We start from the raw sequence: 23,465 nt of genomic DNA on the forward strand, positions 1-23,465 counted from the left end.
AACCTTTCGTCAGAAAGTCTGGTTGTAGGCGCCGACTTCCGGGCTGCGGCGCAGCACGGCGTCGACGGCATCGAACATCTGCCGGCGACGCTCTGATGAAACCGGGCTTTCGACGACCACGACAAGCTCCGGCTTGTTCGACGAGGCGCGCACCAGCCCCCAGGTGCCATCCTCGGCGACGACACGCACGCCGTTGACGGTGACGAGGTCCGATATCTTCTGGCCGGCGAAACTGGCGCCATCCCGCTTCATCGCCTGAAAATCGGAAACCACCCGCTCGACCACGCCATACTTCACATCGTCCGCGCAATGCGGCGACATCGTCGGCGTACCGAAGGTCAGCGGCAGCGCGCGGTAGAGGTCGGCCATCGAGCTGCCCGGGTTGCGATCCAGCATCTGGCAGATGGCGATGGCGGTGACCAACCCGTCGTCATAGCCGCGCCCGATCGGCGGGTTGAAGAAGAAATGGCCGGACTTCTCGAAACCGGCGACGGCGCCGAGCTCGGCGACGCGGCGCTTGATGTAGGAGTGGCCGGTCTTCCAATAGTCGGTGACGGCGCCATTGGCACGCAGCACGCTGTCGGTGTTGAACAGCCCGGTCGACTTGACGTCGACGACGAAGGTCGAGCCCGGAAGCTGGCTGGAGATGTCGCGTGCGAGCATGACGCCGACCTTGTCGGCGAAGATCTCGTTGCCCTCATTGTCGACGACACCGCAGCGGTCGCCGTCGCCATCGAAACCAAGGCCGACATCGGCCCCGGTCTCCAGCACCTTGTCCCTGATGGCATGCAGCATCTGCATGTCCTCGGGGTTGGGGTTGTAGCGGGGAAAGGTGTGGTCGAGTTCGACATCGAGCGGGACCACTTCGCAGCCGATGCGCTCCAGTGCCTCCGGCGCAAAGGCGCCAGCGGTGCCGTTGCCGCAGGCGGCGACCACCTTCAGCTTTCGCGCGATGCGCTTGTCCCGGGTCAGATCGTCGAGATAGGTCGCGCGAAAATCGCGGACGAAATCATAGGAGCCACCACCGGCAAGGTCGAAATCGCCTGACAGCACGATCGCCTTCAGCGCGCTCATCTCCTCGGGGCCGAAGGTCAGCGGCCGCGCCGCGCCCATCTTGACACCGGTCCAGCCATTCTCGTTGTGCGAGGCCGTGACCATGGCGACCGAAGGCGTGTCGAGGGCGAACTGGGCGAAGTAGGCCATCGGCGACAAAGCCAGGCCGACATCCCTCACCCGCGCGCCGGCGGCCATCAGCCCGCAGACCAGCGCCAGCTTGATCGAAAGCGAATAGGAGCGGAAATCATGCCCGGTGACGATATCGGGCCCGGCGCCGAGACGGCGAATCAGCGTGCCGAGCCCCATGCCGAGCGCCTGGACGCCGATCAGATTAAGCTCCGGCGGCTGCGTCGAGCCAGGATGGCCGAACCACCAGCGCGCATCGTATTCGCGAAAGCCGGACGCCTTGATCAGCGCCGACGTTTCGAATTCGAAGCTGTTGGGTCGGGCCTCGCCAACGATCCTGGGGGTCAAGACTGGAAAACTCCGAGCAGCTGGAGGAATATTGGTCGGGATTGCAGCTTAACACACAAGTGTTCAAGCCACATTTATCCGTTTGGGTGGTCCTTGTACTTTGGCAGACTGTTGCGAATTTGGCGCGCCCCATTGCGCAAAAGTCGAAGGGTGCTGGCCGTCTCCTGGAAACGCCGTGTCCTTTCCACTGAACACCAATCTGACGCCGTATGGTCATGGTCCATAGGTTGCGGCTTTAGATGGGTAACGGACCAATAATCCCGTTTATAATTTGTGATCGAGTCCTAAAAGGGTTCTCCACAACGCCCTGTCAGCAGCTATCCGAGGTTGCTGGAATCCCACAGGCAAATGCCTTAATGACTTCCCAGCCAACACGCAGATCGTGCTGTCACAAAGGTTTTTTACCGAGGCCGGGCTCTCCCAAATGCCACTGTATTTTTTTGATATCCAAGATGGCGGTCACCGTTCTCACGACACAGAAGGCACCCAATATGCTGGTGCGCGTGAAGCTCGAGTCGATGCGGTAAAAATGCTGGTCGCCCTGGCGCAGGATGGGGTTCAGGGCGGTCTGCAGAGTAGACTCTCGGTCCTCGTATCCGACGAAGGCCGCCGACCAATCATGGAAGCAAATATTGACTGCTCCGTGACGGTTTTTTGACGCTTCTCATCTGCCGATTAGCCTCAGGCATTTTCGGTCAAGCCGGTCGGGACATCTCACCACCTAGTCCCCATAAACTGCCGTCGGGTCGGCGCTCACTTCAACTCGTTGACCTGCTTGCGGTTTGACAACGAACAACCGTACCATCCGTTTTCGACATCTCCGACGGGCTACCAAGATGACGCTCCATCTGCCTTTTCGTTGGCAGCTATGGGCAGACCATCCGCATTTCCCATCAATTCCAGATACCGCTGAGCCGATGCGGCCCACTGAAATTGAGCCGCTCGCTTGCGGCCACGTAGTATCAATTCGGTTCTTAGTCCGTCCTCATGCAGCAGGCGCATAAAACATTCGAACCAGGCGTCCGCATTTTCAGGTGATGCATAAAGTACGGCATCCCCGCCGATCTCCGGCAAACTGGTTCGGTCGGACATGACCACCGGACATCCGATTGCCATGGCTTCGAGCGGCGGCAGGCCGAAGCCCTCAACCAGCGAGGGGAAGGCAAGGCACAGAGAATCGCGCAGAAGTGCCCCGAGTTCTGCGTCCGACCTTCTTCCTAGCCAGATGACGTTTGGCGCATCCTTATAGTCGTTCCTGCCGAAGACACGGGAAGTGGATGCACCCACTACCGCCACCCGCAGTCCAGCCGATGCTAGCCGATCCTGTAATCCGAGGATCAAACCAACATTCTTGTGGGGAATGGAGCTGCCTAGGACAACGATCGTACGAGGGCCGGAAACTGCTTTGGTATGCTCTGTGTGAGCCGGGATCCAGCGCAGCGCGTGCTCATGCCCATTGCCTACGACTTCAATCTTCGCCGCCGGACATATTCCGTAACGTCTTAATTCATTAGCAGAATAGCGGGATACGGTGGTGATCTTGTGAGCTGTCCTGCCCAAGGCCGGAATCAAGGTGCGGTAGAGAAGGCGAAACTGCGACGAATAGCTCTGCGGGCATGCTCGCGTGTTGACGTCATGAATGCACAAAATCTGCTTGCGGGTGGCCAGCGGCCCGCTATTGCAGAGGCTGAGCAGACCGCCTCGGACATAGGCGGGAAGCACCGCCTGTTCCCAAGCGTGCCCTCCAAAGCTGCCTACCCTGCGCACTCGGATCGCTGCAAAGGACAACTTGTCCTCGAAATCTGGCGGAACCAGCAATTCAACGGACAAATCGCGAGCCAGGGCGGCGTTGTCAGCCACCAAGGCATCCATAGCCGAGACTATCTCTCGTGCATATCGCTGAACCCCGGTGATCGGCTGTGCGAGGAAACGGCCGTTGATCGTCCAGTGTCGTGTCATCGGTCAATCACGTCCAAGCGACAGCGTTTCGTCAGTCCGCCGCGCCTTGTCTGAATTGTGGCATTTTGGATCACCAATCCAGCGCGGTCATCTTGCCCTTTGGGACGTCACCGGCCTTCTCGACCACAGAGCTTCGCCTCTGGCTCATCCAAAGGGGTGGCGCAGCGGGACCCGCTTACATCCAATATGTTAAGTTGCCTCCGGCGTCACAGTGATAGACTGCATCGGATAGCAGCCTCGGATCACTTTGACCGCTTGTCCTGTCGGAAAACGGTGAATGGGGTGAAGCGCGTGATATCCAGCGTCGGACTGGCGGTATTTTGCTGATGTGGAAGCTTGCCAATACATTGGCGCCGAGAACCGCTGGGCATCCGGTCGCCGGAGCCAGACGTCTATGGTTATCGCTGGCGTGTCTCTGTGCCATGACCGGCTCATCAGCCGCGGATCTCCTGTGGGGTGTGAATGGTCATCCCTTCAACGCATATCGCGGGATCTCAATCGAACAGCAGCTCGACTACATCCGCGACCTCGGCATGAAGTCTTATCGTGTCAACATTTCCGGTGTCGACAGCGTCGCCAAACTTGCCGAGTTGGTCAAGGCGGGTAAGGAACGTGGCATACAAATCCTGCCGGTGATAACGCCCGACCTGGACCTGGACCATGGAACCGTCGATGAACTTTATGCCCAAGCCTACAGTCTAGCTGAGACGCTCGTATCGCGCTTCAAGGATGACATTACTGTTTGGGAATTGGGCAACGAGATGGAGAACTATGCCATCTTGTTGCCCTGCGAGATCCAGGACGACGGAGCGCAGTACAACTGCTCCTGGGGGCCGGCCGGCGGCATAGCGACATCCGACTATTTCAGCCCGCGCTGGGTCAAGGTGAGCGCAGTGCTGCGCGGCCTGTCAGACGCAACCATCGCGGTGGATCCGACCATAGGGAAAGCGATGGGAACGGCGGGCTGGGGTCATCGCGCGGCATTCACCCGCATGCGGCAGGACGGCATCAGATGGGATATTTCGGCCTGGCATCTCTATGAGGGTGACCCGGAGGAGGCATTCAAGTTCCTGGCGACGTTCGGCAAACCGATCTGGCTGACGGAGTTCAACTACAGCGGCGGCAGCCAACGAGGAGAGAAGCAGCAGGCCGAAGGTTTGGTCGAGACGATGACGCTCCTGCGCAAATATCAATCTCTCTATGGAGTGCAGGCTGCCCATGTCTACGAACTCCTCGACGAGCCCTACTGGGCGCCGAGCTACGAGGCCTTCATGGGTCTCGTCCGGCTGAAGAAGCGCGACGACGGACTATGGACGCCGAGCGGGCAAAAGCCAGCCTATGATGCTGTAAAGCAGATTATTGCGGGCGGGAATGCAGATCCCGTTTCGCTGACGGTTTCGACGGCGAGCTCCCAGCTTCCAGACCAGACGTCGGCGCCCTCTCCTGCCGCCGCCGACGCAACTCACCCCTGTTTCCTCGATGCGTTCGACAAGTCGGTCTTCAACCACGCCAACCAGGTTGCATATGCATACTGCCTGGTCTTGCGTCGCATGCCGTCTCCGAGCGAGCAGTGGAGCGCGGTCGTCGCGATGAAGAAGGATCCATCGATCGTTCCGACGCTGATGCAGATGCTGAACTCCGTCGAATTCAAGACCGACAGTCTGCCGGCTGGGCTTGGAAATGCGGAGTACGTGACCATTCTCTACCGGCTTCTGCTGGGACGGGAGCCGGATAATAACGGGCTTTCCACCTATGTCTCGAAACTGAACAACGGCGAGACGAGCGGCGAACAAATCATGGCGGAATTGATCAACTCGTATGAGTTTCGCTCCAGGCACACCATCTTGTTTTCCAACGATCCCAAGCAGGCGGTTCAATGAGCGTCTTCGGCAAACAGATCGCCAGCGGCGCTTTTTGGGCAGCTGCCGAAACGTGGGGCCGACAGGTCTCTATGTTCGCCGTATTCGTGGTGCTGGCGCGTCATCTCGGCCCGGAGGCATTCGGCCTCGCCGCACTCGCCATGGTGGTGCCCAATATTCTGGCCGCCCCGGTGACGCGAGGCCTGCCCGACGCCATCATCCAACGCGCGGAAATCGATCCCATTCATCTCGATTCGGCCTTCTGGCTCCTTGTTGCAACAGGCGTCACGATCAGTGCCGCTATCTGGATATCCGCCGGTACCATCGCAGCGGCGTTCGACCAGCCTCAGTTGGAGGCGCTGGTGAGGTGGACCAGCGCCATCGTTGCGATCCAGGCGTTTAATGTAGTTCCCGCGGCCCTCCTCAAGCGGGAGCTGAGCTTTCGACTCTTCGCCGTACGCACGCTCACGGGCTCCGTGTGCGGCGGCACCCTTGGCGTGGGAATGGCCATTGCAGGTTTTGGCGTCTGGAGCCTAATTTGGATGCAGCTCACAAAGGCCACGATCGAAACCACGGTCATCCTCTTTGGCAGTTCCTGGAAGCCAGGTTTCAGATTTTCCTACGCCCGCGTCCGGGAACTGTTCGGATTTGCAGGTCCTCTTGTTCTGCAAACTCTATGGAACCTCGGCAACGATGAACTTCCCAAGATAGTGCTTGGCGCGTTCCTCGGCCCGAGCGCGGTGGGCATCTACGCACTTGCGCGTCGGCCTCTAGACCTTCTGGTGGAGTTCTTGCTTTGGCCGCTCATGGCCATCACAATGCCGACAGTGTCCCGCATCCAGGCTCAGCCAGACAAGATAAACAGCTTTTTCAACACCACAGTTCGCGTCGCCGGCATCATAGGTTTTCCAGCCTTCTTCGGTTTCGCCGCTATCGCGCCCGTCGCCGTTCCATTCATCTTCGGCCAACATTGGTCGGTTGGCGTGGTGGCCGTGCAGATCCTGATGGTCTTGGGAATCCAGCGCACGGTTGACGGCATCTGCGCATACACCATTCTGGCACTCGGTCGCTCGGGCCTGCTGCTCAAGCTGAATATGATCTATACGGTCCTGGCTATTGTCTTGATAGCGGGTGGAGTGCAGGTGAGCTTCGGATGGGCCATTGCCGGCCTCGTGGCCAGCAACGTCGTGCTCCTGCCAATCTTCCTCGTCCAGATTCAGAGAATCGCCCACATTGACGTCTTGAGGCCGCTGGTGATCTTCCCCAGGCTTGCCCTGGCGTCGACTTTGATGTTCGCGGTCGTCAGCGCATGGCTGCGGGGCGCCCCTGCGAGCGCCCCGCCGAGCCTCGTTCTGGGCGGCGGCATCCTGATAGGCGCAGCAGTTTATGCCGCTGCTTCCTTTGTGCTGGTGCGTCCCGACCTGCTTAACGCACGCAATTTTGTAATCGGGTTGAGGGCTCGATGAAGGTCGTCATCCTAAGTCAACCCTTTGACACGGTCACTCCCCCGATCCAGAATTCTATCGGCATTTGGACCTACGAGGTCGCGAAGCGGCTGGGCGCCGACTGCGACACGACCATAATAGCTCGGCGCTTGCGAGGCATGCCGGCCCGAATGGAAATCGACGGCATGCGCTTCGAACTGCCGAGATGCGTGCCTGCACGTGCCTGGGCCACGGCGTCCCGTCTCTGGGGACATGTCAACCCGCGGTCGCCGCTGGTCGCGCAAAGTGTGTATGCGTTCGACTTTCTTGCCCAGGCCATGCGGACCATACGGCGCGTCTCGCCCGACATCGTCCACGTCCAGAATTTCCCTCAATACGTGCCGGCCGTTCGATGGGCGGCGCCGAATGCGGCAATCCTTTTGCATATGCATTGTGACTGGCTTGGGGAACTCGATCGCGGTGCGATGAAACGAGCGCTCGCCGCCACCGATCTCGCCGTCGGATGCTCCGAGCACGTCGTAGCTGTCGCGCGCGGCCGGTTTGCCGAAATGGACACCGCTTTTGCCGTGCTGCCGAACGGAGCGCCGACGAGTCATAAAATCGGCGCCGCTTCGCGAATTCCGGGAAAGGTACTATTCGTGGGCCGAGTGTCGCCCGAAAAAGGCCTCCACACGCTGATCGAAGCCTGGGAGACAGTTGTTTCGGCCTGTCCCGAGGCCCGCCTCGATATCGTTGGTCCCGCGGCAACGCTTCCTCGGGAATTCCTGATCGACCTCAGCACAGACCGTGAAGTTCGCGATCTCTCCCGCTTCTACAAAGGTGGCAGCGCGTATCTCGGTTCATATGAAACAGCGTTGCGCGCCATGATACCTCAGGCAATCGCGTCCACCGTCAGTTTCGTTGGCACGCTGCCTTACCAAGTTTTGGCCGAGCGATACGCCTCGGCATCGCTGGTCGTAAATCCTTCCTTGAGCGAATCCTTTGGGATGAGCCTGATCGAGTCGCTTTCGAACGGCACCCCTGTCCTGGCAACTCGCGTCGGTGGGATGACGGAGATCGTGGAATCGACCGGCGGTGGGGTTCTGGTGAAGAAGAATGACCCGGAAGCCCTGGCAGCTCAAATCATCGACCTTCTTGGAAACCCCGCTGGAGCAGCGAAGTTGGGGAGCCGGGGGGCCGCACAGATCGCCGATCGCTATGGATGGGACAAAATCGCTGAATCGACCCAGGATCTGTACGCCAGAGCCATCGCTATCCGACGTCCACAACTCGGACGGAGAAACTCATCTTTCGTTCAGCGGCGAGCCTTGAACGATGTGAAGACCGAACCCGTGTCATCCCCCCACTCCCAGTTGACGGCAAGTCCGACCCGCAAGATTTGAAGTGGAGGGTCATCGGGGTACACGTCGGTCAGCGCGCGCTGCATCACATACTCATCATCGATCATGATCGCAAATCGATTGCCGTCGAATGTCACGCGCATACGAAACGGTTTTCCCCACACGACCTTGTCGGCCACATTGGTCCAGATCGCATCGTAAAGTTCCTCAAAGCCGAGCCGCTTGATAAACACCGAAATCGAAGCGCCGGGATAGACGTCGTCCAACCAGGTCGTGACACAAACGTAGTTGTCCTTGTCTTGCCAGAACAGCAATCCCGCACGGCCACGCTGATCTTGTCCCCGACACTCCCCCGGGGGCTCAATCGTAACCTCGAGATCGCCGAATTGTGGCAAATCCCATGGCAACGAATAGAATGTCCGGCCAGGGTTCGGTTTGTCTACGCTCGCACGCACGCGGGCGCTGCCCCGTCCGTCGACGTCGATGATTCCTCTGCCGAGCGTCCTTGCCCATCGTCCATTTCCGAATTCCGTCGCGCGGTTTTCGAGTTCGCCGGCAAAACCGGCAAAATCGTCGGCGTAGGACAGTCGTCTTCCGAGTTGGTAGCAATGCTTCTCCAGAGGCGTCACGAATGGGATGGGAACCTCGTCCGGATGAGCCTCGAAGCTATGCCACCGGAGCTCGCTGCCGACGCTTTTCCAGATACCTACCCCGCTGGCATTCTCCACGGATTCGACACCGGGGTTCGCTTCGAAAAGTCGAGCCCCGTCCAGAAAGCAGTTCACCTGGCCATCCCAGTCCAGAATCTGGACCGAATGGCTGCAGCCCTCTCGCAAGGCGAACTCTGAACTCTTCGCGATCGTAATTTCTTCGCCGGATTGCTTGCTGACGAGACTGCACCCGAGCGCCGAAAGTTTCAGCAGCCAGAAATTGTCGGCGTCGCGAAACCGCCACACAAGACCGCATTCGCCCGAGACTCCATCGGTCCGGACCAATCCATGGATCAGCCCCGAAGGGCGACCGGGATCGACGATGGAGATATTCGCGCCACCGTCTCGCAAGCCGCGCCAACGGCCACCGATTACGGCGGACTGTCCCGGCACTCCAACGTCGCGTGCATCGGCGGCGTGGGCGAGTCCGAACTCTGTGGAGAAATCCGGTATCCTGCCGATTTGAATCGCCTGGACGCGTGTATCGACCCGAAACCCGATCTGCCCAAGTGCGGCTTGATGAACACCTGCAAAGAGCTCTTCGTCCTTGTTGAAGGGATCGATCGCGATCGGACGCATCATCGGGAATGCCGCAACGCCGACCGCGTTTTGGTCGGCCGCCGCATAATAGATGGCGCCCTGTTCCCGCAATGCGACGACATAGTAGATATGGACGTTCTTTAGGCGCCGAAACGCGCTCAGGCAACGGTTTCCGACACGGGCCCAAAGCTCGCCGTTTTCACCTTCGGCGGCGTGAACAACAATGCCGCAGCCGTCTTCGAGCGGATTGACCGGGGCTTCGCTGCGGAACCAGCCGACAGCCAAATTCTCGTTGATGTTCGGGCCTCGGTAGGTCCTGGACGTGCTAAGTGCCCACCAACAAAACCGACGCAGGGTGAGCCTCTTTCGCGGCGAACGTATCAAGGCAATCATACGGCTGGGCCACGGATCGATCCCAGGCCCCCGAAGCCAACGGTAAAAGCGCCTGGCGATGTCGTCAGGCAGCGGTGACCCCTGCGAAGTGTTGTGTCCGTTGGTTACCGAGACCAGCAGCACCAGGCCGGCTTCCCGCTGAAACGGACCGTACGCAATTCCTTGCCGGCCCCAGCCCGGTCTGACAAGTGGTTGAAACCGCAAGGCGCCGTGATCGATCGCAACCTGCCGCTCGATGTCGCATCCCCGCCTGACGCCCCCCTTCGTTGCGTGGGTCCCGATCACCGTGCCGCGCGCGCGGTTGTCCTCAAAATTGTCGACGACTATCACCTCCGGCAGGGCGTGGTCGGTCTTGACTTCTTCCCCCGGCTCCAACCAGTCATGACGTTGCAAGAAGATACCCTCACATCGTCATCGGCTGGGCTAGCAGATGCGAAACCTGCCAGCCGTCATTGGCGTATGCCAGAGGCAAGGGTGATGTGATGTACCCGACAGAGGCCAGGAAGTCGGTAATCTCACGTGCCTTTCGATCGGCGCCCGCCTTGGTCGCGTCATCTATCTCGCAGATTATCTTCGGGCGATGCGTGTTCAACGTCGCCACCATCCCACGAAAAACATCCATTTCCGCGCCTTCGACATCGACCTTGACCAGGCTCGGCGGTCTGAGACCGTGTTCGGCGATGGACGCATCGATCGTGGTCATCCTGACCTCGAGGCGTCCGTTCATGTCCGGTGGCATGGATACGGTGGCGAGCGTCGCACCTCCGAGATGGCGAGCCAGCAGCAACTCGGCGTGCCCGGTCTTCGAGCCGACTGCATCTGCGAAAACGTGAAGCCAGCCCAATCCGTTGGCATCACGGCTGCGTTCGATTGCAGAGGCATTGCGAGGGACCGGCTCGTAGGCATAGACTTGGCCGTCCGGGCCGACCCGTCGCGCGGCGATCAGCGAAAAGAAACCGATGTTGGCGCCGATATCGTAGAACACGTCACCTGCCGACAGGTGCGATGCAATCGTCTCCTGCACGGGAAGCTCGTACGTCCCCCTGGCAAAATCGGGATCCGCGCCCCGCGAAAATATCTTCAGGCCTGCGGCTTCTCCCTCGGCAATTGTCGGCATGCCGGACAAGGCATCGTGAATCTTCGTCGCCAGTCTCAAGACCATTCTCCACGAATGCACCCAGGAACCCGAACATGGCAGAATGAATGGCCGCGTTCGAGTCATACATCCGTTGCCCGGGTCATACTTCTGGCGGTGCCCTCCACAACGTCCGCAGGATCGCGTTTGAACGAGACAAGCCGATGTTCACGCGTTGAGTTCGTATCGAGTGAACATTTCATGGTCGCCCAGCAGCCGCTTTACGAAGTCGCCTCCACCTATATCCGCCAGCACAGGCCAATCATCGAGTCCCGCCGGCCGCTCGACCTGGGATCGGTGCGCCGCCAGCGCGTGGCGTTTTACATCCATCACGTCACCGACATAGGCGATGCAGTTGAACGTCCTGACGCCACGCAGACCCGCAAGGGTCCGGAGCGTTTGGCGCAGTGCGGCGCGACCGAGTCCGGGCACGTCGCCGCGCAGGCTAACCCAAGGCCACTGGTACCAATACCAGACGGGATATTCGAACAAGGTCACGCGCCGGCCATAAATCCGCAGCGCCTCCCTGGCGCCGAGATTGGCGGCAACGTGATCGGACGGTGGTTCTTGCGCGTGTGTGACGAACACGCTCTGCGGTCGCCATGCATCAAGCAGCGGAGCGATCGCGTTTGCGATCGCTCCGACATGGTCCCTCGCCGTGCCGTCCGGAACACGCAGGAACGTCACGCGGTCGGCCGACCCACCCAACCGACGAACGGCCTCGACTGCTTCACCTTCCCGAGCAATCCGCAATGACTCCGGGTCAACCCGATCCGAATGAGACGCCGACCCGTCGGTAACGAAGACAAATCGGACGTCGGCGCCAGAGCTGAGTTTCTTGCTGGCGACGCCTCCGCACCCCAACGTCTCATCATCGGGGTGCGGTGCAATGATGACCGCTGACGCCCGCCAGTCCGCTACATCGAATGGATGAGACCCCTTAAGCATCGCCCTATCGAGCATAGCGCCAATCGTATGCCTGAAGTCACGCATCCATACTTCCCATCATCCCTTCTTCGGTCTGGTTCAACCCGACAAACGCATGCTAGCAAAACCATAGGGGCAGGGGTGTGAAATAATGAAGGTGGGAATTCTAGCTGGCGGATTGGGTACGCGTCTGGCGGAAGAGACCGAAATCAGGCCAAAGCCAATGGTCGAGATCGGAGCCAAGCCGATTCTATGGCATATAATGATGCACTACTACGCCTACGGCCATCGCGAGTTTGCGATCGCCTTGGGATACAAGGGCGAATACATCAAGCGCTGGTTCAGTGACTATGTTGCCTTCGACGGCAGTTTGACCGTCAATGCCGGATCGGGAAGCGTCAAGCGCCACTCCAATTCGCTGCCAGACTGGTCCGTCGATCTCGTCGAGACAGGACTGAATACGCTCACCGGCGGCCGCATAAAACGGCTGATCGAGTGGATGGGCGACGAGACCGTGATGCTCACCTGGGGTGACGGCGTGTCGGATGTAAATCTCGACGAGCTGATCGCCTTCCATAGATCGCATGGCAAGCTCGCGACCATGACGGCCGTGCGGCCGCCAGCCCGCTACGGGCACATCGAGTTCGACGGCCATCGCGTCGTCGACTTCACGGAAAAGCCGCAGGCGTCAGAGGGCTGGATCAATGGCGCCTTCTTCGTGCTCGAACCGGGCATCAAGGACTACATCGACGGAGACGACGTCATGTTCGAGCATGCTCCCATGCAGCGGCTCGCGACCGACGGCCAGTTGATGGCCTTTCGCCACGAATCTTTTTGGCAATGCATGGACACCATCCGGGAAAAGCATCTGCTTCAGAAACTGTGGGACGGCGGCAACGCACCTTGGAAAACATGGGATTGATCGATGAAAGTTCTGGTTACAGGTCACCTTGGCTATATTGGCTCCGTCCTCACACCGATGCTGCTAGAGCGCGGTCATAACGTCACGGGTCTCGACAGCGACATCTTCCGCTCCTGCACCTTCGTCGGCACGCTGGCCAACACGGCGACGATTGAAAAGGACATTCGCGACATCGAGGCCGACGATATCGGCGGCTTTGATGCGATCATCCACCTCGCCGGGCTTTCGAACGATCCGTTGGGAGACTATCGACCGCATCTTACCGAGGAAATCAACTGCAACGCATCGGTAAGGTTGGCGCAACTCGCCAAGGCGGCCAGCGTGAAGCGCTTCCTCTACGCGTCATCCTGCAGCAACTACGGCGCCGCCGGCGACAGCTTCCTGGCCGAAGATGCCTCTTTCAACCCGGTTACGCCCTACGGCGTATCGAAGGCGAATGTGGAGCGCGCGGTCTCGCCGATGGCGGACCAAACGTTCAGCCCGACATTCCTGCGCGCCTCCACCGCCTATGGCCTATCACCTCGCATCCGCTTCGACCTCGTGGTCAACAACCTGACCGCCTGGGCCTACACGACCGGTCTCGTCTACCTCAAAAGCGACGGGTCGCCATGGCGCCCGATCGTCCATGTCGAGGACATTGCGCTCGCTTACATCGCCGTTCTCGAAGCCGACCGGGATCTCGTCCACAACGAGGCATTCAATGTTGGCTTGACCACGGAAAACTATCAGATCCGTGAGATCGCGGCCCTGGTGCAGGCCATCGTTCCCGGCAGCCGTGTGGAATTCGCCCCAGACGCGGGGCCCGACAAGCGGTGCTATCGCGTCGACTGTTCCTATATCGGGCGCCGGTTGCACGGGTTCAAACCGCAATGGACGGCGCGGCGCGGCATCGAGCAACTCTACGACACGTTCCGCGCCGCGAGCCTGACGCTGGAAGACTTCGAGGGCGAACGCTTCAAGCGCATCGCCCATGTTCAGAAGTTGATCCGTGACGGCGAGCTGGACGGCGACCTGCGTCGCATGCCGCAATTGGCGATGGCGGTTTAACCAAATCAAGGGTGGGACCCATGACCATGATGATCGCTGGCACAGCATCCGTCACCGAGCATACCTGCCGGTCCTGTGGCGGAAGTCACATCGACACGTTCCTGAAGCTCGGCAGGACGCCTCTTGCCGATCGGCTCACGTCGGCCTCCGACAATGGCGAGCAAGAGCCGGCCTTTCCCCTCAATGTCGCCTTCTGCCGTGATTGCAGCCTGGTGCAGATCACCGAGACCGTGAACCCGAGGATCCTGTTTGCCGACGCCTATCCCTATTATTCGTCGTTCTCGCAGGCATTGCTGCGACACTCGCGAGACAACGTGCTCGATCTGATCGAACGCCGAGGATTGAAGGCCGACAGCTTCGTCATCGAACTGGCGAGCAATGACGGCTACCTGCTGAAGAACTATGTCGAGGCGGGTATTCAGGTGCTGGGCATCGATCCAGCCGATGGGCCAGCCGCCGCCGCCGGCAAGATCGGCGTACCGACGCATCTCGCCTTCTTCACCCGCGAACTGGCCGAGACCCTTCGCAATGAAGGTGTACAGGCCGACGTCATTCACGCAAACAACGTGCTTGCGCACGTGGCCGACACCAATGGGTTTGTCGCCGGCGTTGCGCGGCTGCTCAAGGACGACGGCGTCGCGGTGATCGAGGCGCCTTATGTCGAGCCGATGATCGAGCATTGCGAATTCGACACGATCTACCACGAACATCTGTGTTATTTTTCGGTGACGGCATTGGACAAGCTGTTCCGCAGGCACTGCCTCTATCTCAATGAGATAAAACACCTGGCGATCCATGGAGGCTCTTTGCGCCTCTATGTCGAGAAGCTGGAGCGCGTCGGAGCGAGCGTGCTAGATCAGCTCGAACACGAAAAATCGCGCGGTATCGACGCCATCGATTACTATCGCGATTTTTCCACAACGGTCGACAAGTTGAAGGTCGAGCTTTCCGGGCTGCTGCGACGGCTGAAAGCCGATGGCGCCACGATCGCGGCCTATGGAGCGGCGGCAAAGGGAGCCACCCTCATCAATACCGTCGGCATCGGACGCGACCTCATCGATTTCGTCGTCGACCGCAATACCCATAAGCAGGGCAAGTGCATGCCAGGCCAGAGAATTCCCATCCGTCCCACCGAAGCGTTGCTGGAGGCGCAGCCGGACTATGTTCTCGTCCTGGCCTGGAACTTCATCGATGAGATAATGGCGCAACAGTCGGAATATCGAGCCCGGGGCGGCAAGTTCATCGTCCCGGTGCCGACCCCTCGGATCGTGTGACCATGGGAGAACAAAGCGCGGCCCGCGACGCAGCCGGTGGATCGGCGACGGACGCCATGCACCTTCGCACCGACTGTCCGGTCTGCGCGCAGCGGGACTTGCTGCATTCCGTCTCCTTCGAAGCCTTGCCCGTGTCGTGCAACTCGCTACACGCTGACGCAGGCTCGGCCGTCGCCGCACAGACCGGCCAGTTCACCCTCGCCTTCTGTCGCACTTGCGAACATTTTTTCAACGCGGCGTTTGAAGACGACCGGATCGGCTACACTCCAGATTACGAGAATTCCCTGCACTTCTCGCCACGTTTCGTGACCTTCGTGGAAGACCTCGCGGATCGCCTGTCCGTCGCATACGCGCTCGACGGAAAACTGGCCGTGGACATCGGCTGCGGCAAGGGCGACTTCCTCAAGCGGCTTTGCTCGACCAGCGGCGCCAGGGGCATTGGATTCGATAGGAGCTACGAAGACAATCGTGGCGAGAAAATCGCCGGCGTGGAATTCATAAACGACTGGTTCGGCGATGCCTATCCAGACGTCAGCCCCGACTTCGTTTCCTGCCGCCACGTCCTGGAACACATAGCCAACCCAGTTGCCTTCCTGGAAGGGCTTCGTTCCCATCCAGGTGTTGGATCGAACACGGTCTTCTACATCGAAGTGCCCAATGCCCTCTATACGCTGCGCGACATGGGTATCTGGGATCTGATCTACGAGCACGTGTCCTACTTTACACCGCATTCACTGCGTGTAGCCATGGAGACCTCTGGCTTCGAAGTGCTGAACGAAGGAGCATCGTACGGCGACCAGTACCTCTTCATCGAAGCAAGACCTCTCGAGACCCCGATGGCGGTCGATCTCTCGAAATCCGAGAATGTAGATGAGCTGGTCCGCCGCTTCGACCGAACCTATCGCGACAAAGTCACCTGGTGGCGCGACTATCTGTCAAAACGGAATCCGGAGCAAACGGTCGTCTGGGGTGCGGGATCGAAGGGCATCACCTTCGTCAATGTCGTTCCCGAGGGAGCGCGGATAAGCGCGCTGGTCGACGTCAACCCGCACAAGCAGGGGCGCTTCGCTCCGGGGTCAGGGACACCCGTGATCGGGCCGGAGTGCCTGCGCGGCAGGCCCTTGCGGTCGATCATCGTGATGAACCCTCTCTATCGGGACGAGGTCGCCCAGGCTGCCGACAGGCTCGGCCTCGCACCGGAGATCATCGTGGCATGACCGGACGACCCGGACGGCGCGGCTGCATGCCAAGCTTTTCGGCCCCGTCGACGTCGATCCTTTGCAGGTTGATCGGCCTCAGCCAGCAATGTCGCGTGTAGTCGGTCGCCCGCCGCACGAACTCGGTCCATTTGAGCGGTGTCTTGAACAGCCCCCGCAAAAGCAACAGGGAATTGAGCCCGATAAGAAAGCGGGAGCCGACGACTTGCCCGCCCCGGTTGACGGCTGCATAGGTTACGAATCCGCGAAACTCGGCGCCAAATCTCTTCAACACTGCATCGACCTGCGTATCGTAACGTTCGTTGGCGCGGAAGCCCTGCAGGGTTTTTGTTGTCCCTATCGGCCGCGTGTGCCTTACGACGACGTCGTCGACGATCGCGTACCGAAGCCAGGGGGTATCATTCAGGCGGGTCCAAAGAAGATCTATTCCGGTCTCGTAGCCTAACCCGAACAGGACCAGTGCCGATCGCAAGCACCTTGCGCTGAATACTGGGCACATCATTTCGACAGTGTTGGTGTAGCGCAGCACATACCGCTTACCGCCCGCCAATGTCGCTGCATAGGAAAAGTAACTGTCCGACGATAAAGATGGCTGAAACAAATCAAGGTTATACTTTCTACCTATTTCAAAAAGCCGGTTAATACAATTCTTGTCAGTTTCGATGTCATCATCAATCAAAGCAATGAAATCATACTTCGTCAGGATTTCCGGGTAGCATTGAAACAAGGCATGATATCCGGCGATCTTGCGCCCCGGCAGAAATACGCTCAATTCGTTCTGGCCTTGGGGAACGCCGGCCTCATAGGCGGCGACGAGAAGATCGAAATCGGCTTTGCCCGTGCCCATGACCCAGCCGGCATGCAAAGAGCCGCGCCCTGCCCGTACGATCACCAAATTTCTCGTGCCCGAGCCCTTCGGCAATTGGCGGGGGGCCGGGACTACCGCAGCGGCGGGCGCCACCAGACGAGGGTTCATTCAAAGGCTCCCAGTGGCTCCCGGCACATGTCGCCTGCTCTAGCCGGGAGATCGATCCGAGACGGCATGGATGCGTTTCAACGCTCCAAGGCCGGCGCCGCGCAGCTTGCTGCGAAGCTGCGGGGAGACGACGCCCACAGCTTCGAGGAACAGTCTCGCAACGAGCAACGGATCAAGGACCCAGGCAAGCAAGTGAAACAGGGTCCGTCCTAGCGGCACGATCCGACGGTGCCGATAGACAATCGCGACGAGGTGCCTTACCCGTCTCGACAATTCAAAGGCGTTCGCCGCGGAGCCATCTGGATTTTGCCAGGCCAGTCGCTCCGAGCTCGGCAGTCGCACCGAGCGCGTAGGATGGTCACGGCTGTACAAGATCGCATCGGGGGCTTGAACGAACGTCCCCAGCAGGGCCATCTCGGCCAGAAGCGCGCAATCGGACCCGTAGTAGGGCTCATGCAATGTCGTCTGGACCAAAGCGTCCTGCCGCCAAAGCCCAAACATGGCCGCATCCCACCCGTGCGCCGCAACCATCACCCGGAATCGTAAAGCGGGTGATGTCCCTCCCAGATCCGGTAGCACTCTCTCGACATACTGTGTCGGCTGTCCGTTTTCGTCGATTCCCAGCAGGCGCGGATAGGCGATGACGTGACGGAAGTCATCGTCGAGCGCACGAACGCAGTGCGTGAGAAAGCCGGCGCCCAATACGTCGTCGTGCGCGCACCACTTGAAGTATTTGCCCCTGCTCAATGTGAAAGCCAGATTGAAATTGGCGGCAGCGCCCAAATTTCGTTCGTTCCTGACATAGCGGATGCGCCGGTCGAGCCGCGCGAACTCCTGGCATATGTCGGCGGTCCGGTCCGTCGAAGCATTGTCGGTGATGACCAATTCAAAATCATCGAAGTCCTGTTCTAGGATCGACCGGATCGCCTCGGCGACGAAATTCTGACCGTTGTAGACGGGCAGACCAAGGGATACTTGCGGCAGCGTGGAGTGTTCCATCTTCAGGTTCTTCTTGACGACGATCAGACCGAGACGACTTCGGGTCGCAGGTCTAGCGCTTCCAGGGCCTGCATCACTTCGTTTCGGTATATCGGGTTCATGACGATGACGAGGTCGGGCGGATCTTGCACGAGGTCAGCGGGCGCAATCACCGGATGGCCGGTTCCAGGCGTAAACTTGCCTTGCTTGTAGGGGTTGATGTCGACTGCCGCCGATACCTCGTCCCCAAGCTGCAATGTCGTCAGGAACGACACAGCCTTTGAACCGCCGCCCCACAGGACTATCCGGCGGCCGGCGGCGTGCGCCGACCGGATGCGCTCCTGCCACAGATGCTGGCAAGCCCTCACGCGGACAGGAAACGTTTGTGCCAATCGGTGCATTTCTTCCAGGTCGCGCTCGAGTGGCAGTCTCGGCCCGGTCTGGCCAACGGACGGCCGGGCATACTGGACGATGTACTGGTTGTCGTAGACGAGTTCCAGATCGGTGACGTCGAAGCCTTCCTGGCGGAACAGCCGGGCGTGTGCGCCGGGACTGAAGTAGGAACAATGCTCGTAGTATATGTCCCAGAACGCGCTCTCGGCCAAAACGCGCTTTGCGTCCGGCGTTTCGAAAAACACCCAATCTTCGGTTCGTTCGCCAACCATCTCGCGGATCAGCCTCACGAAAGTGGCGACTGAACTTATGTGTTCGAGCGTATGGCGGCACAGGACTGCATCCGCTTCGAGGTGGCGGTAATCCGGCCCGAAGAAATCGACGATGAATTCTACCCGGCTGTCGTCTTCATTGCGCCCTTTGTCGACTCGATAGCCCGGATCGATGCCCAGTCCCAAGGCGTTGCCGGCCACACAAAGTTCGCGGAGAAACTCCCCCTTGCCGCAGCCAATCTCGAGCACCCGCTTACCGGAAATCTCACATTTCTGTGCAATCTCATGTGCAAGCTCCTTTGCGAAGCTGTTGAACGTCCCGGAGAAATGCTGGGATTCCTCGAAATTGGTCGAATAGACCATGACCTTTTCGTCAAAGATCTTGTTGAATATGAACCCGCATGCTTCGCAGAATGCGAGTTCCAGGTCGCGACGCGGAAAGGCGCGGGCTTCGTCGGCCGTGTTCAGCAGGACGCAGCTGTGTACCGGGACGGATGCGACGCGATAGATCGATCGACCAACCGATGCCGAGCAGCATGGGCACGCCGCCGGCCTAAGCGCGTGGCCATTCCTGACCGTGTGCGGGTCAACCGAATTCATGGCAAGGCCGGCTCGGCAAGAGAACCGGATATGCCGCGTGCCGAAGTCTCCGCCTCGAGGAATTCGTTGTGCCCCATTTCGCGAGCAGACTGGATGGACTGAGCAAGGCCGAGAGCATCGAATATCGCAAGGTCGAACCTCTCCTCGGAAAACCTCTGCGCATTCATCCGGCAGGCGTTGGGTGCAATCGACGCCCTGTTTTCTTCAAATATATCAATTGCATCCGCGATGGAGTCGATTGTCTGGCGGCTGAACAGGACACCGGTCGGATGACTGCTTTGGCCAAGTGGACGAACGATGTCGCGGGCGCCCCCACGGCCGAAAGCGATCAGCGGGGTGCCACATGCCTGCGCCTCGGCCAACGAGATTCCGAAATCCTCGCATCCGGCAAAAACCATCGCCCGCGCATTCGCGATCCTCTCGATGTAATCGTGCCGCGGCAGATAGCCGGTGAAGATGATGTTGGGACCGGCAATCGACCTGAGATGCTTTGACTGTACGTCGTCGCCCACGACGACCAAGCGCCGCGACGGCGTCTTGCTGAACGCCTCGATGATCAGGTCCGTACGCTTGTAAGGCGCATGGAACGCCGCCGTTACGTAGTAGTCTTCCTTGTTGGCAACGTATTCGAGTTCCTGGATAGCCACTGGCGGGTGGACCACGCGCGCGTCGCGGCCGTAGATCCGCTGGATCCGGGAACGCACGTAGTTCGAATTTGCCAGCATCAAATCTGGACCGTGCGCAGTTCGGGTGTCCCATGTGCGCAGGTTGTGAAGCAGATAACGAAAGGCCAGGCCCTTCGGCCCAAATCCCAATCCGCCCTGCTGCAGGTAAGAGAACTGTTCGTCCCAGGCATATCGCACCGGACTGTGCACGTAGCAAAGGTGCGGCTGATCCGGTCGGGTCAAGACCCCTCTGGAAAAGGCGGCTGAGGAGGAGATTACCGCGTCATATCCCGTTACATCGAACTGCTCGATCATGAATGGGCAGAGAAAGAAGAGAGAGCGGTAGTATTTTTGCACGAACGGCAGGCGATTTATCGGGGACACGTGAAAAACGACATGTTTGAAATACTCGTCTTTGACTTCTTTTGGTAGAAAGTCGAATAACGTGAAGACCTCGGCTCTCGGAAAAATCTTGCAGATTCGAGCCAGGACCCGCTCTCCGCCTCGAAAATTCGGACACCAGTCGTGCACTACCGCGATGCGGGCGTTGCGGTCGATGGCTGGGAATTGCGCCTTGCTCGTGGAACACGCATCTTTCGCGGCAAGGCCTTCCATCGTGGTCGATTTTGCCTGTCGCACGTGACGCATATCATGTCCTTCCCGCAGCGCACCATTCGGAACTACTTTTTCGCCGGGCTTCTGGAAGTGTGTGTCGTCTATCCAGCCCAAACAAGCTGCCTATCGGGCTAAGTTCCTCCTTCGCCAAGGGCTGATGATATTCCAACGGACTACGCGTCCTAGTTCGATGGGTCTAAGCATACGTTGAAGCTAACCTTATGCGCATGCTGTAGCTGCGGAGGCGACGGACTAGGATGCTTCCTCAAAGACAGTCCGAAAATCGGTTTTGTCTCCATTGGCCCGTGCGGAGTATTATTGTCGATGAAAGTGGCGGTCGTCATTGCAACGTTCGGTCGCCCTGAACACGTGACCCGGCTTCTCGCCCGGCTCGAGCATCAGACCAGACTGCCGGACGCGGTCATAATCTCGGCCCCCGACGCAGAGCATGTTCCGGGCGGCATCGCCTCCACTTTTCCCATATCGACCGTGTTCGGAAGGACGGGCCTGCCGGCGCAACGAAACATCGCCCTCGACGTCGCGGGCGACCGCTTCGACATCGTCACTTTCTTCGACGACGACTTCGTTCCTGAAGACACGTATCTCGCCGGTGTATCGACGGCGTTCGAGCGGCAGCCGGACTGGGCTGTCGTGACGGGACAGGTGCTGAAGGATGGAGCGACCACGGCCGGGCTTACATGGAATGAAGGTGTCCAGGTGCTTCGAGAGGCGGGGCCCGCGGCTGAAACGGGGGGTGTGGACAGGCTTTGCGGCTACGGGTGCAACATGTCCATAAGGGTGGCATTCATCGGTGACCTGCGCTTTGATGAACGCCTCGTACTCTATGGGTGGCAGGAAGACGTCGACTTCACCAGCCAACTGAGAGCCAAAGGGCGAGTTGTGGCCTTGCACTCGATCCGTGGGGTTCATCTCGGCGTCAAGAGCGGTCGCGTCAGCGGCGTGCGCTTCGGCTATTCCCAGGTGGCGAACCCTATCTACCTGATCCGCAAAGGTACCGTTCCATTGACCTTCGCATTGAGACTGGTCGGCAAGAACATTCTTGCCAATCTCGCGCGCAGTTTGTGGCCGGAATCCTACGTCGATAGAAGAGGTCGCCTGCGCGGCAATCTCTTGGCCCTCTCACATGTCGCAAGAGGCCGGGTGGAGCCAGAATACATTCTGGAAATCTAGGATAGAGGCAAAGATGCTCAAAGACCCGTCTCTTTCGATCGACAATGGCATCTGCCCAATTCGCCGGAGCAGATCCCCGGACAACCCGTCCAATCGGCGCCCCTCCACGCGCCTCCTGCATGTCGTGGTATCAGCAGGACTGTCATTGGCCTGCATTTTGGGTGCTTCGTCTGCCGGCGCGAAGGAATATCTGCTCGGGCCGCAAGACAAGCTCCGCGTCAAGGTCTACGAGTGGCGCCCCTCTCGCGACACGATCTTCGCCTGGGACGCCCTGAATGATACATATACCGTTGGTCCGGATGGCTCGGTGTCGCTGCCGCTGGTCGGCGAGATTGAAGCCGGCGGCCTGACGACCAACGAGATTGCGGACTCGATCGGCGAGCGCTTGATGAAAAACGTCGGCTTGGCGAGATCACCAAACATCGCAGTGGAGATCGTCCAGTTCCGACCGTTTTACGTCGTTGGCAAAGTGACACAATCGGGTGAGTTCGCATTCCGGCCAGGGCTGACGGTATTGCAGGCATTGAGTCTTGCCGGCGGATTGCGAACGCGGGAAGACAAGGACGCAAGGTTCGAACGCGAAGCGATCCAGAGTCGAGGGGACATAAGTCTGCTTCGGCTGAATGAGGTCAGCCTGCTCGCCCGCAGGGCGCGGCTCGAAGCGGAACTTTCTCATGCAAGCGCAGTCGAGTTCCCGCCCGAGATCACCTCACGCGTCCAGGAAGACGCCGTTGCCATGACCATGACGCAGGAGCGTTTGATCTTCCAGGCTCGAAGCGAGGGAATGGATACCCAAATCAAAGCGCTTCAGAGCTTGCGCGAGTTCCTCGACAAAGAGCTGGGCTCGCTCGGGGAGCAACTCGTCTTCCTCGACAAGCAGATCGAGTCTATCCAAAAAGAGTTGAACAACGTTTCGGCGCTCGTGGGCAAAGGGCTCGCGGTGGCGCCGCGTGAATTCGCGCTTGAAAGAACTCTTGCGCAAACGCAGAGTGAAAAATTGTCGGCGGAAACCAGCCTGCTACGGGGGCGGCAGGAGATAAGCAAGACAGACATCTCGATTATCGAACTTCAGGACGGACGGCGAAACGAGGTCACCAACGACTTGCGTCAAGTACAGGCTGAACTCGATGCCCTGAAGAGCAAGACCGAGACGACCCAGCGTCTATTGTACGATTCTGAGGTCTCCGCTCCAAATCTTCGGGCACGCGAGGCAGAATCGGGCCTGGCCACGCCGGTCTACACGATTTTCCGGTCCCTGGCCGATGGCACGACAGAGCAGATTCCAGCGACCGAAACGAGCGCTGTCGAGCCAGGAGATACCGTAAAGATCGACATACCGCTGACGCCGGATGAAACCGGCGTGCTGGGCGCGATATCAGCCGGACGGAAACAGGCTTCCGGAGTGGCGCGTCAGGCAGATGCCGCCAGCGATTCCGTGGCCATTCCGTAACTCATCGGTCATCGGTCAACTTTCTCA

Annotated in this window: 19 protein-coding genes; 10 read left to right on the forward strand and 9 right to left on the reverse strand. The window is 59.4% G+C overall.

The window, feature by feature from the left end:
• Positions 1-9: 9 nt before the first annotated feature.
• Positions 10-1,530 carry a phosphomannomutase/phosphoglucomutase gene (locus BLS48_RS00010; RefSeq protein WP_091574487.1) on the reverse strand — a complete coding sequence of 507 codons (1,521 nt, stop codon included), beginning with the start codon at positions 1,528-1,530 and terminating at the stop codon, positions 10-12.
• 424 nt (positions 1,531-1,954) lie between these two features.
• Here BLS48_RS00010 and BLS48_RS34730 point away from each other — a divergent pair, with 424 nt between their 5' ends.
• Positions 1,955-2,188 (forward strand): DUF6894 family protein, encoded by a 234-nt coding sequence (locus tag BLS48_RS34730; RefSeq protein ID WP_143019357.1) that lies wholly within the window; start codon positions 1,955-1,957, stop codon positions 2,186-2,188.
• A 170-nt stretch (positions 2,189-2,358) separates the two neighbouring features.
• On the opposite strand, the gene BLS48_RS00015 is transcribed toward BLS48_RS34730, so the two are convergent.
• On the reverse strand, positions 2,359-3,489 hold the full coding sequence (locus BLS48_RS00015) for a glycosyltransferase family 4 protein (protein ID WP_091574489.1): 1,131 nt from the start codon (positions 3,487-3,489) through the stop codon (positions 2,359-2,361).
• Between the two features lie 422 nt (positions 3,490-3,911).
• On the opposite strand from BLS48_RS00015, the gene BLS48_RS00020 reads away from it, so the two are divergent.
• The 3 genes from BLS48_RS00020 to BLS48_RS00030 are packed head-to-tail and all read left to right on the forward strand — an operon-like array spanning position 3,912 to position 8,175.
• On the forward strand, positions 3,912-5,369 hold the full coding sequence (locus BLS48_RS00020; protein ID WP_091574490.1) for a DUF4214 domain-containing protein: 1,458 nt from the start codon (positions 3,912-3,914) through the stop codon (positions 5,367-5,369).
• Positions 5,366-6,814 (forward strand): lipopolysaccharide biosynthesis protein, encoded by a 1,449-nt coding sequence (locus BLS48_RS00025; RefSeq protein WP_091574492.1) that lies wholly within the window; start codon positions 5,366-5,368, stop codon positions 6,812-6,814. Before BLS48_RS00020 ends, BLS48_RS00025 begins: the two co-directional genes overlap by 4 nt.
• Positions 6,811-8,175 carry a glycosyltransferase family 4 protein gene (locus BLS48_RS00030; protein ID WP_091574494.1) on the forward strand — a complete coding sequence of 455 codons (1,365 nt, stop codon included), beginning with the start codon at positions 6,811-6,813 and terminating at the stop codon, positions 8,173-8,175. Before BLS48_RS00025 ends, BLS48_RS00030 begins: the two co-directional genes overlap by 4 nt.
• Here the strand turns inward: BLS48_RS00030 and BLS48_RS00035 are convergent.
• The 3 genes from BLS48_RS00035 to BLS48_RS00045 all read right to left on the reverse strand — a co-directional run bounded on the left by BLS48_RS00035 (position 8,088) and on the right by BLS48_RS00045 (position 11,904).
• Positions 8,088-10,169 (reverse strand): oxidoreductase, encoded by a 2,082-nt coding sequence (locus BLS48_RS00035; RefSeq protein ID WP_091574495.1) that lies wholly within the window; start codon positions 10,167-10,169, stop codon positions 8,088-8,090. The two genes, BLS48_RS00030 and BLS48_RS00035, sit on opposite strands and share 88 nt — an antisense overlap.
• A gap of 10 nt (positions 10,170-10,179) precedes the next feature.
• Positions 10,180-10,893 carry an FkbM family methyltransferase gene (locus BLS48_RS00040; RefSeq protein WP_244529497.1) on the reverse strand — a complete coding sequence of 238 codons (714 nt, stop codon included), beginning with the start codon at positions 10,891-10,893 and terminating at the stop codon, positions 10,180-10,182.
• Between the two features lie 186 nt (positions 10,894-11,079).
• On the reverse strand, positions 11,080-11,904 hold the full coding sequence (locus tag BLS48_RS00045) for a PIG-L deacetylase family protein (RefSeq protein ID WP_091574497.1): 825 nt from the start codon (positions 11,902-11,904) through the stop codon (positions 11,080-11,082).
• Between the two features lie 85 nt (positions 11,905-11,989).
• Between BLS48_RS00045 and rfbF the strand changes: the two genes are divergently transcribed.
• The 4 genes from rfbF to BLS48_RS00065 are packed head-to-tail and all read left to right on the forward strand — an operon-like array spanning position 11,990 to position 16,298.
• A complete protein-coding gene (rfbF, locus tag BLS48_RS00050; protein ID WP_091574498.1) occupies positions 11,990-12,760 on the forward strand; it encodes a glucose-1-phosphate cytidylyltransferase in 771 nt (256 codons plus the stop codon).
• A gap of 3 nt (positions 12,761-12,763) precedes the next feature.
• The gene (locus BLS48_RS00055; RefSeq protein ID WP_091574500.1) at positions 12,764-13,807 is read left to right on the forward strand and encodes an NAD-dependent epimerase/dehydratase family protein; all 1,044 of its coding nucleotides are present in this window, start codon (positions 12,764-12,766) and stop codon (positions 13,805-13,807) included.
• Between the two features lie 20 nt (positions 13,808-13,827).
• Positions 13,828-15,081, forward strand: a complete 1,254-nt coding sequence (locus BLS48_RS00060; RefSeq protein ID WP_244529469.1) for a class I SAM-dependent methyltransferase — start codon at positions 13,828-13,830, stop codon at positions 15,079-15,081.
• Between the two features lie 2 nt (positions 15,082-15,083).
• Complete coding sequence (locus BLS48_RS00065; protein ID WP_091574501.1) at positions 15,084-16,298, forward strand: class I SAM-dependent methyltransferase; 1,215 nt, start codon at positions 15,084-15,086, stop codon at positions 16,296-16,298.
• Here the strand turns inward: BLS48_RS00065 and BLS48_RS00070 are convergent.
• From BLS48_RS00070 to BLS48_RS00085, 4 genes are all read right to left on the reverse strand, one after another.
• Positions 16,285-17,274 carry a DUF707 domain-containing protein gene (locus BLS48_RS00070; protein ID WP_091574503.1) on the reverse strand — a complete coding sequence of 330 codons (990 nt, stop codon included), beginning with the start codon at positions 17,272-17,274 and terminating at the stop codon, positions 16,285-16,287. The two genes, BLS48_RS00065 and BLS48_RS00070, sit on opposite strands and share 14 nt — an antisense overlap.
• Before the next feature lie 39 nt (positions 17,275-17,313).
• A complete protein-coding gene (locus tag BLS48_RS00075; protein WP_091574505.1) occupies positions 17,314-18,273 on the reverse strand; it encodes a glycosyltransferase family 2 protein in 960 nt (319 codons plus the stop codon).
• A 23-nt stretch (positions 18,274-18,296) separates the two neighbouring features.
• Complete coding sequence (locus BLS48_RS00080) at positions 18,297-19,280, reverse strand: class I SAM-dependent methyltransferase (protein WP_167364885.1); 984 nt, start codon at positions 19,278-19,280, stop codon at positions 18,297-18,299.
• A 233-nt stretch (positions 19,281-19,513) separates the two neighbouring features.
• Entirely contained in the window at positions 19,514-20,797 is a 1,284-nt protein-coding gene (locus BLS48_RS00085; RefSeq protein WP_091574508.1) for a glycosyltransferase, read from the reverse strand.
• A gap of 324 nt (positions 20,798-21,121) precedes the next feature.
• Between BLS48_RS00085 and BLS48_RS00090 the strand changes: the two genes are divergently transcribed.
• Together BLS48_RS00090 and BLS48_RS00095 are read left to right on the forward strand one after the other, a co-directional pair.
• Positions 21,122-21,988 (forward strand): glycosyltransferase family 2 protein, encoded by an 867-nt coding sequence (locus BLS48_RS00090; RefSeq protein WP_091574509.1) that lies wholly within the window; start codon positions 21,122-21,124, stop codon positions 21,986-21,988.
• Positions 21,989-22,001: 13 nt separating this feature from the next.
• Positions 22,002-23,438 (forward strand): polysaccharide biosynthesis/export family protein, encoded by a 1,437-nt coding sequence (locus tag BLS48_RS00095; protein WP_091574511.1) that lies wholly within the window; start codon positions 22,002-22,004, stop codon positions 23,436-23,438.
• Positions 23,439-23,465 lie beyond the last annotated feature (27 nt).

It is taken from the genome of Mesorhizobium qingshengii (genome assembly GCF_900103325.1).
Classification (GTDB): Bacteria; Pseudomonadota; Alphaproteobacteria; order Rhizobiales; family Rhizobiaceae; genus Mesorhizobium; species Mesorhizobium qingshengii.

Bases quoted from the DNA above. Each gene is read 5' to 3' on its own strand.
- BLS48_RS34730 (WP_143019357.1), top strand. From the start codon at position 1,955: ATGCCACTGTATTTTTTTGATATCCAAGATGGCGGTCACCGTTCTCAC.
- BLS48_RS00015 (WP_091574489.1), bottom strand. From the start codon at position 3,489: ATGACACGACACTGGACGATCAACGGCCGTTTCCTCGCACAGCCGATC.
- BLS48_RS00020 (WP_091574490.1), top strand. From the start codon at position 3,912: ATGACCGGCTCATCAGCCGCGGATCTCCTGTGGGGTGTGAATGGTCAT.
- BLS48_RS00025 (WP_091574492.1), top strand. From the start codon at position 5,366: ATGAGCGTCTTCGGCAAACAGATCGCCAGCGGCGCTTTTTGGGCAGCT.
- BLS48_RS00030 (WP_091574494.1), top strand. From the start codon at position 6,811: ATGAAGGTCGTCATCCTAAGTCAACCCTTTGACACGGTCACTCCCCCG.
- BLS48_RS00040 (WP_244529497.1), bottom strand. From the start codon at position 10,893: ATGCCGACAATTGCCGAGGGAGAAGCCGCAGGCCTGAAGATATTTTCG.
- BLS48_RS00045 (WP_091574497.1), bottom strand. From the start codon at position 11,904: ATGCGTGACTTCAGGCATACGATTGGCGCTATGCTCGATAGGGCGATG.
- rfbF (WP_091574498.1), top strand. From the start codon at position 11,990: ATGAAGGTGGGAATTCTAGCTGGCGGATTGGGTACGCGTCTGGCGGAA.
- BLS48_RS00055 (WP_091574500.1), top strand. From the start codon at position 12,764: ATGAAAGTTCTGGTTACAGGTCACCTTGGCTATATTGGCTCCGTCCTC.
- BLS48_RS00060 (WP_244529469.1), top strand. From the start codon at position 13,828: ATGACCATGATGATCGCTGGCACAGCATCCGTCACCGAGCATACCTGC.
- BLS48_RS00065 (WP_091574501.1), top strand. From the start codon at position 15,084: ATGGGAGAACAAAGCGCGGCCCGCGACGCAGCCGGTGGATCGGCGACG.
- BLS48_RS00070 (WP_091574503.1), bottom strand. From the start codon at position 17,274: ATGAACCCTCGTCTGGTGGCGCCCGCCGCTGCGGTAGTCCCGGCCCCC.
- BLS48_RS00075 (WP_091574505.1), bottom strand. From the start codon at position 18,273: ATGGAACACTCCACGCTGCCGCAAGTATCCCTTGGTCTGCCCGTCTAC.
- BLS48_RS00080 (WP_167364885.1), bottom strand. From the start codon at position 19,280: ATGGTCTATTCGACCAATTTCGAGGAATCCCAGCATTTCTCCGGGACG.
- BLS48_RS00085 (WP_091574508.1), bottom strand. From the start codon at position 20,797: ATGGAAGGCCTTGCCGCGAAAGATGCGTGTTCCACGAGCAAGGCGCAA.
- BLS48_RS00090 (WP_091574509.1), top strand. From the start codon at position 21,122: ATGAAAGTGGCGGTCGTCATTGCAACGTTCGGTCGCCCTGAACACGTG.
- BLS48_RS00095 (WP_091574511.1), top strand. From the start codon at position 22,002: ATGCTCAAAGACCCGTCTCTTTCGATCGACAATGGCATCTGCCCAATT.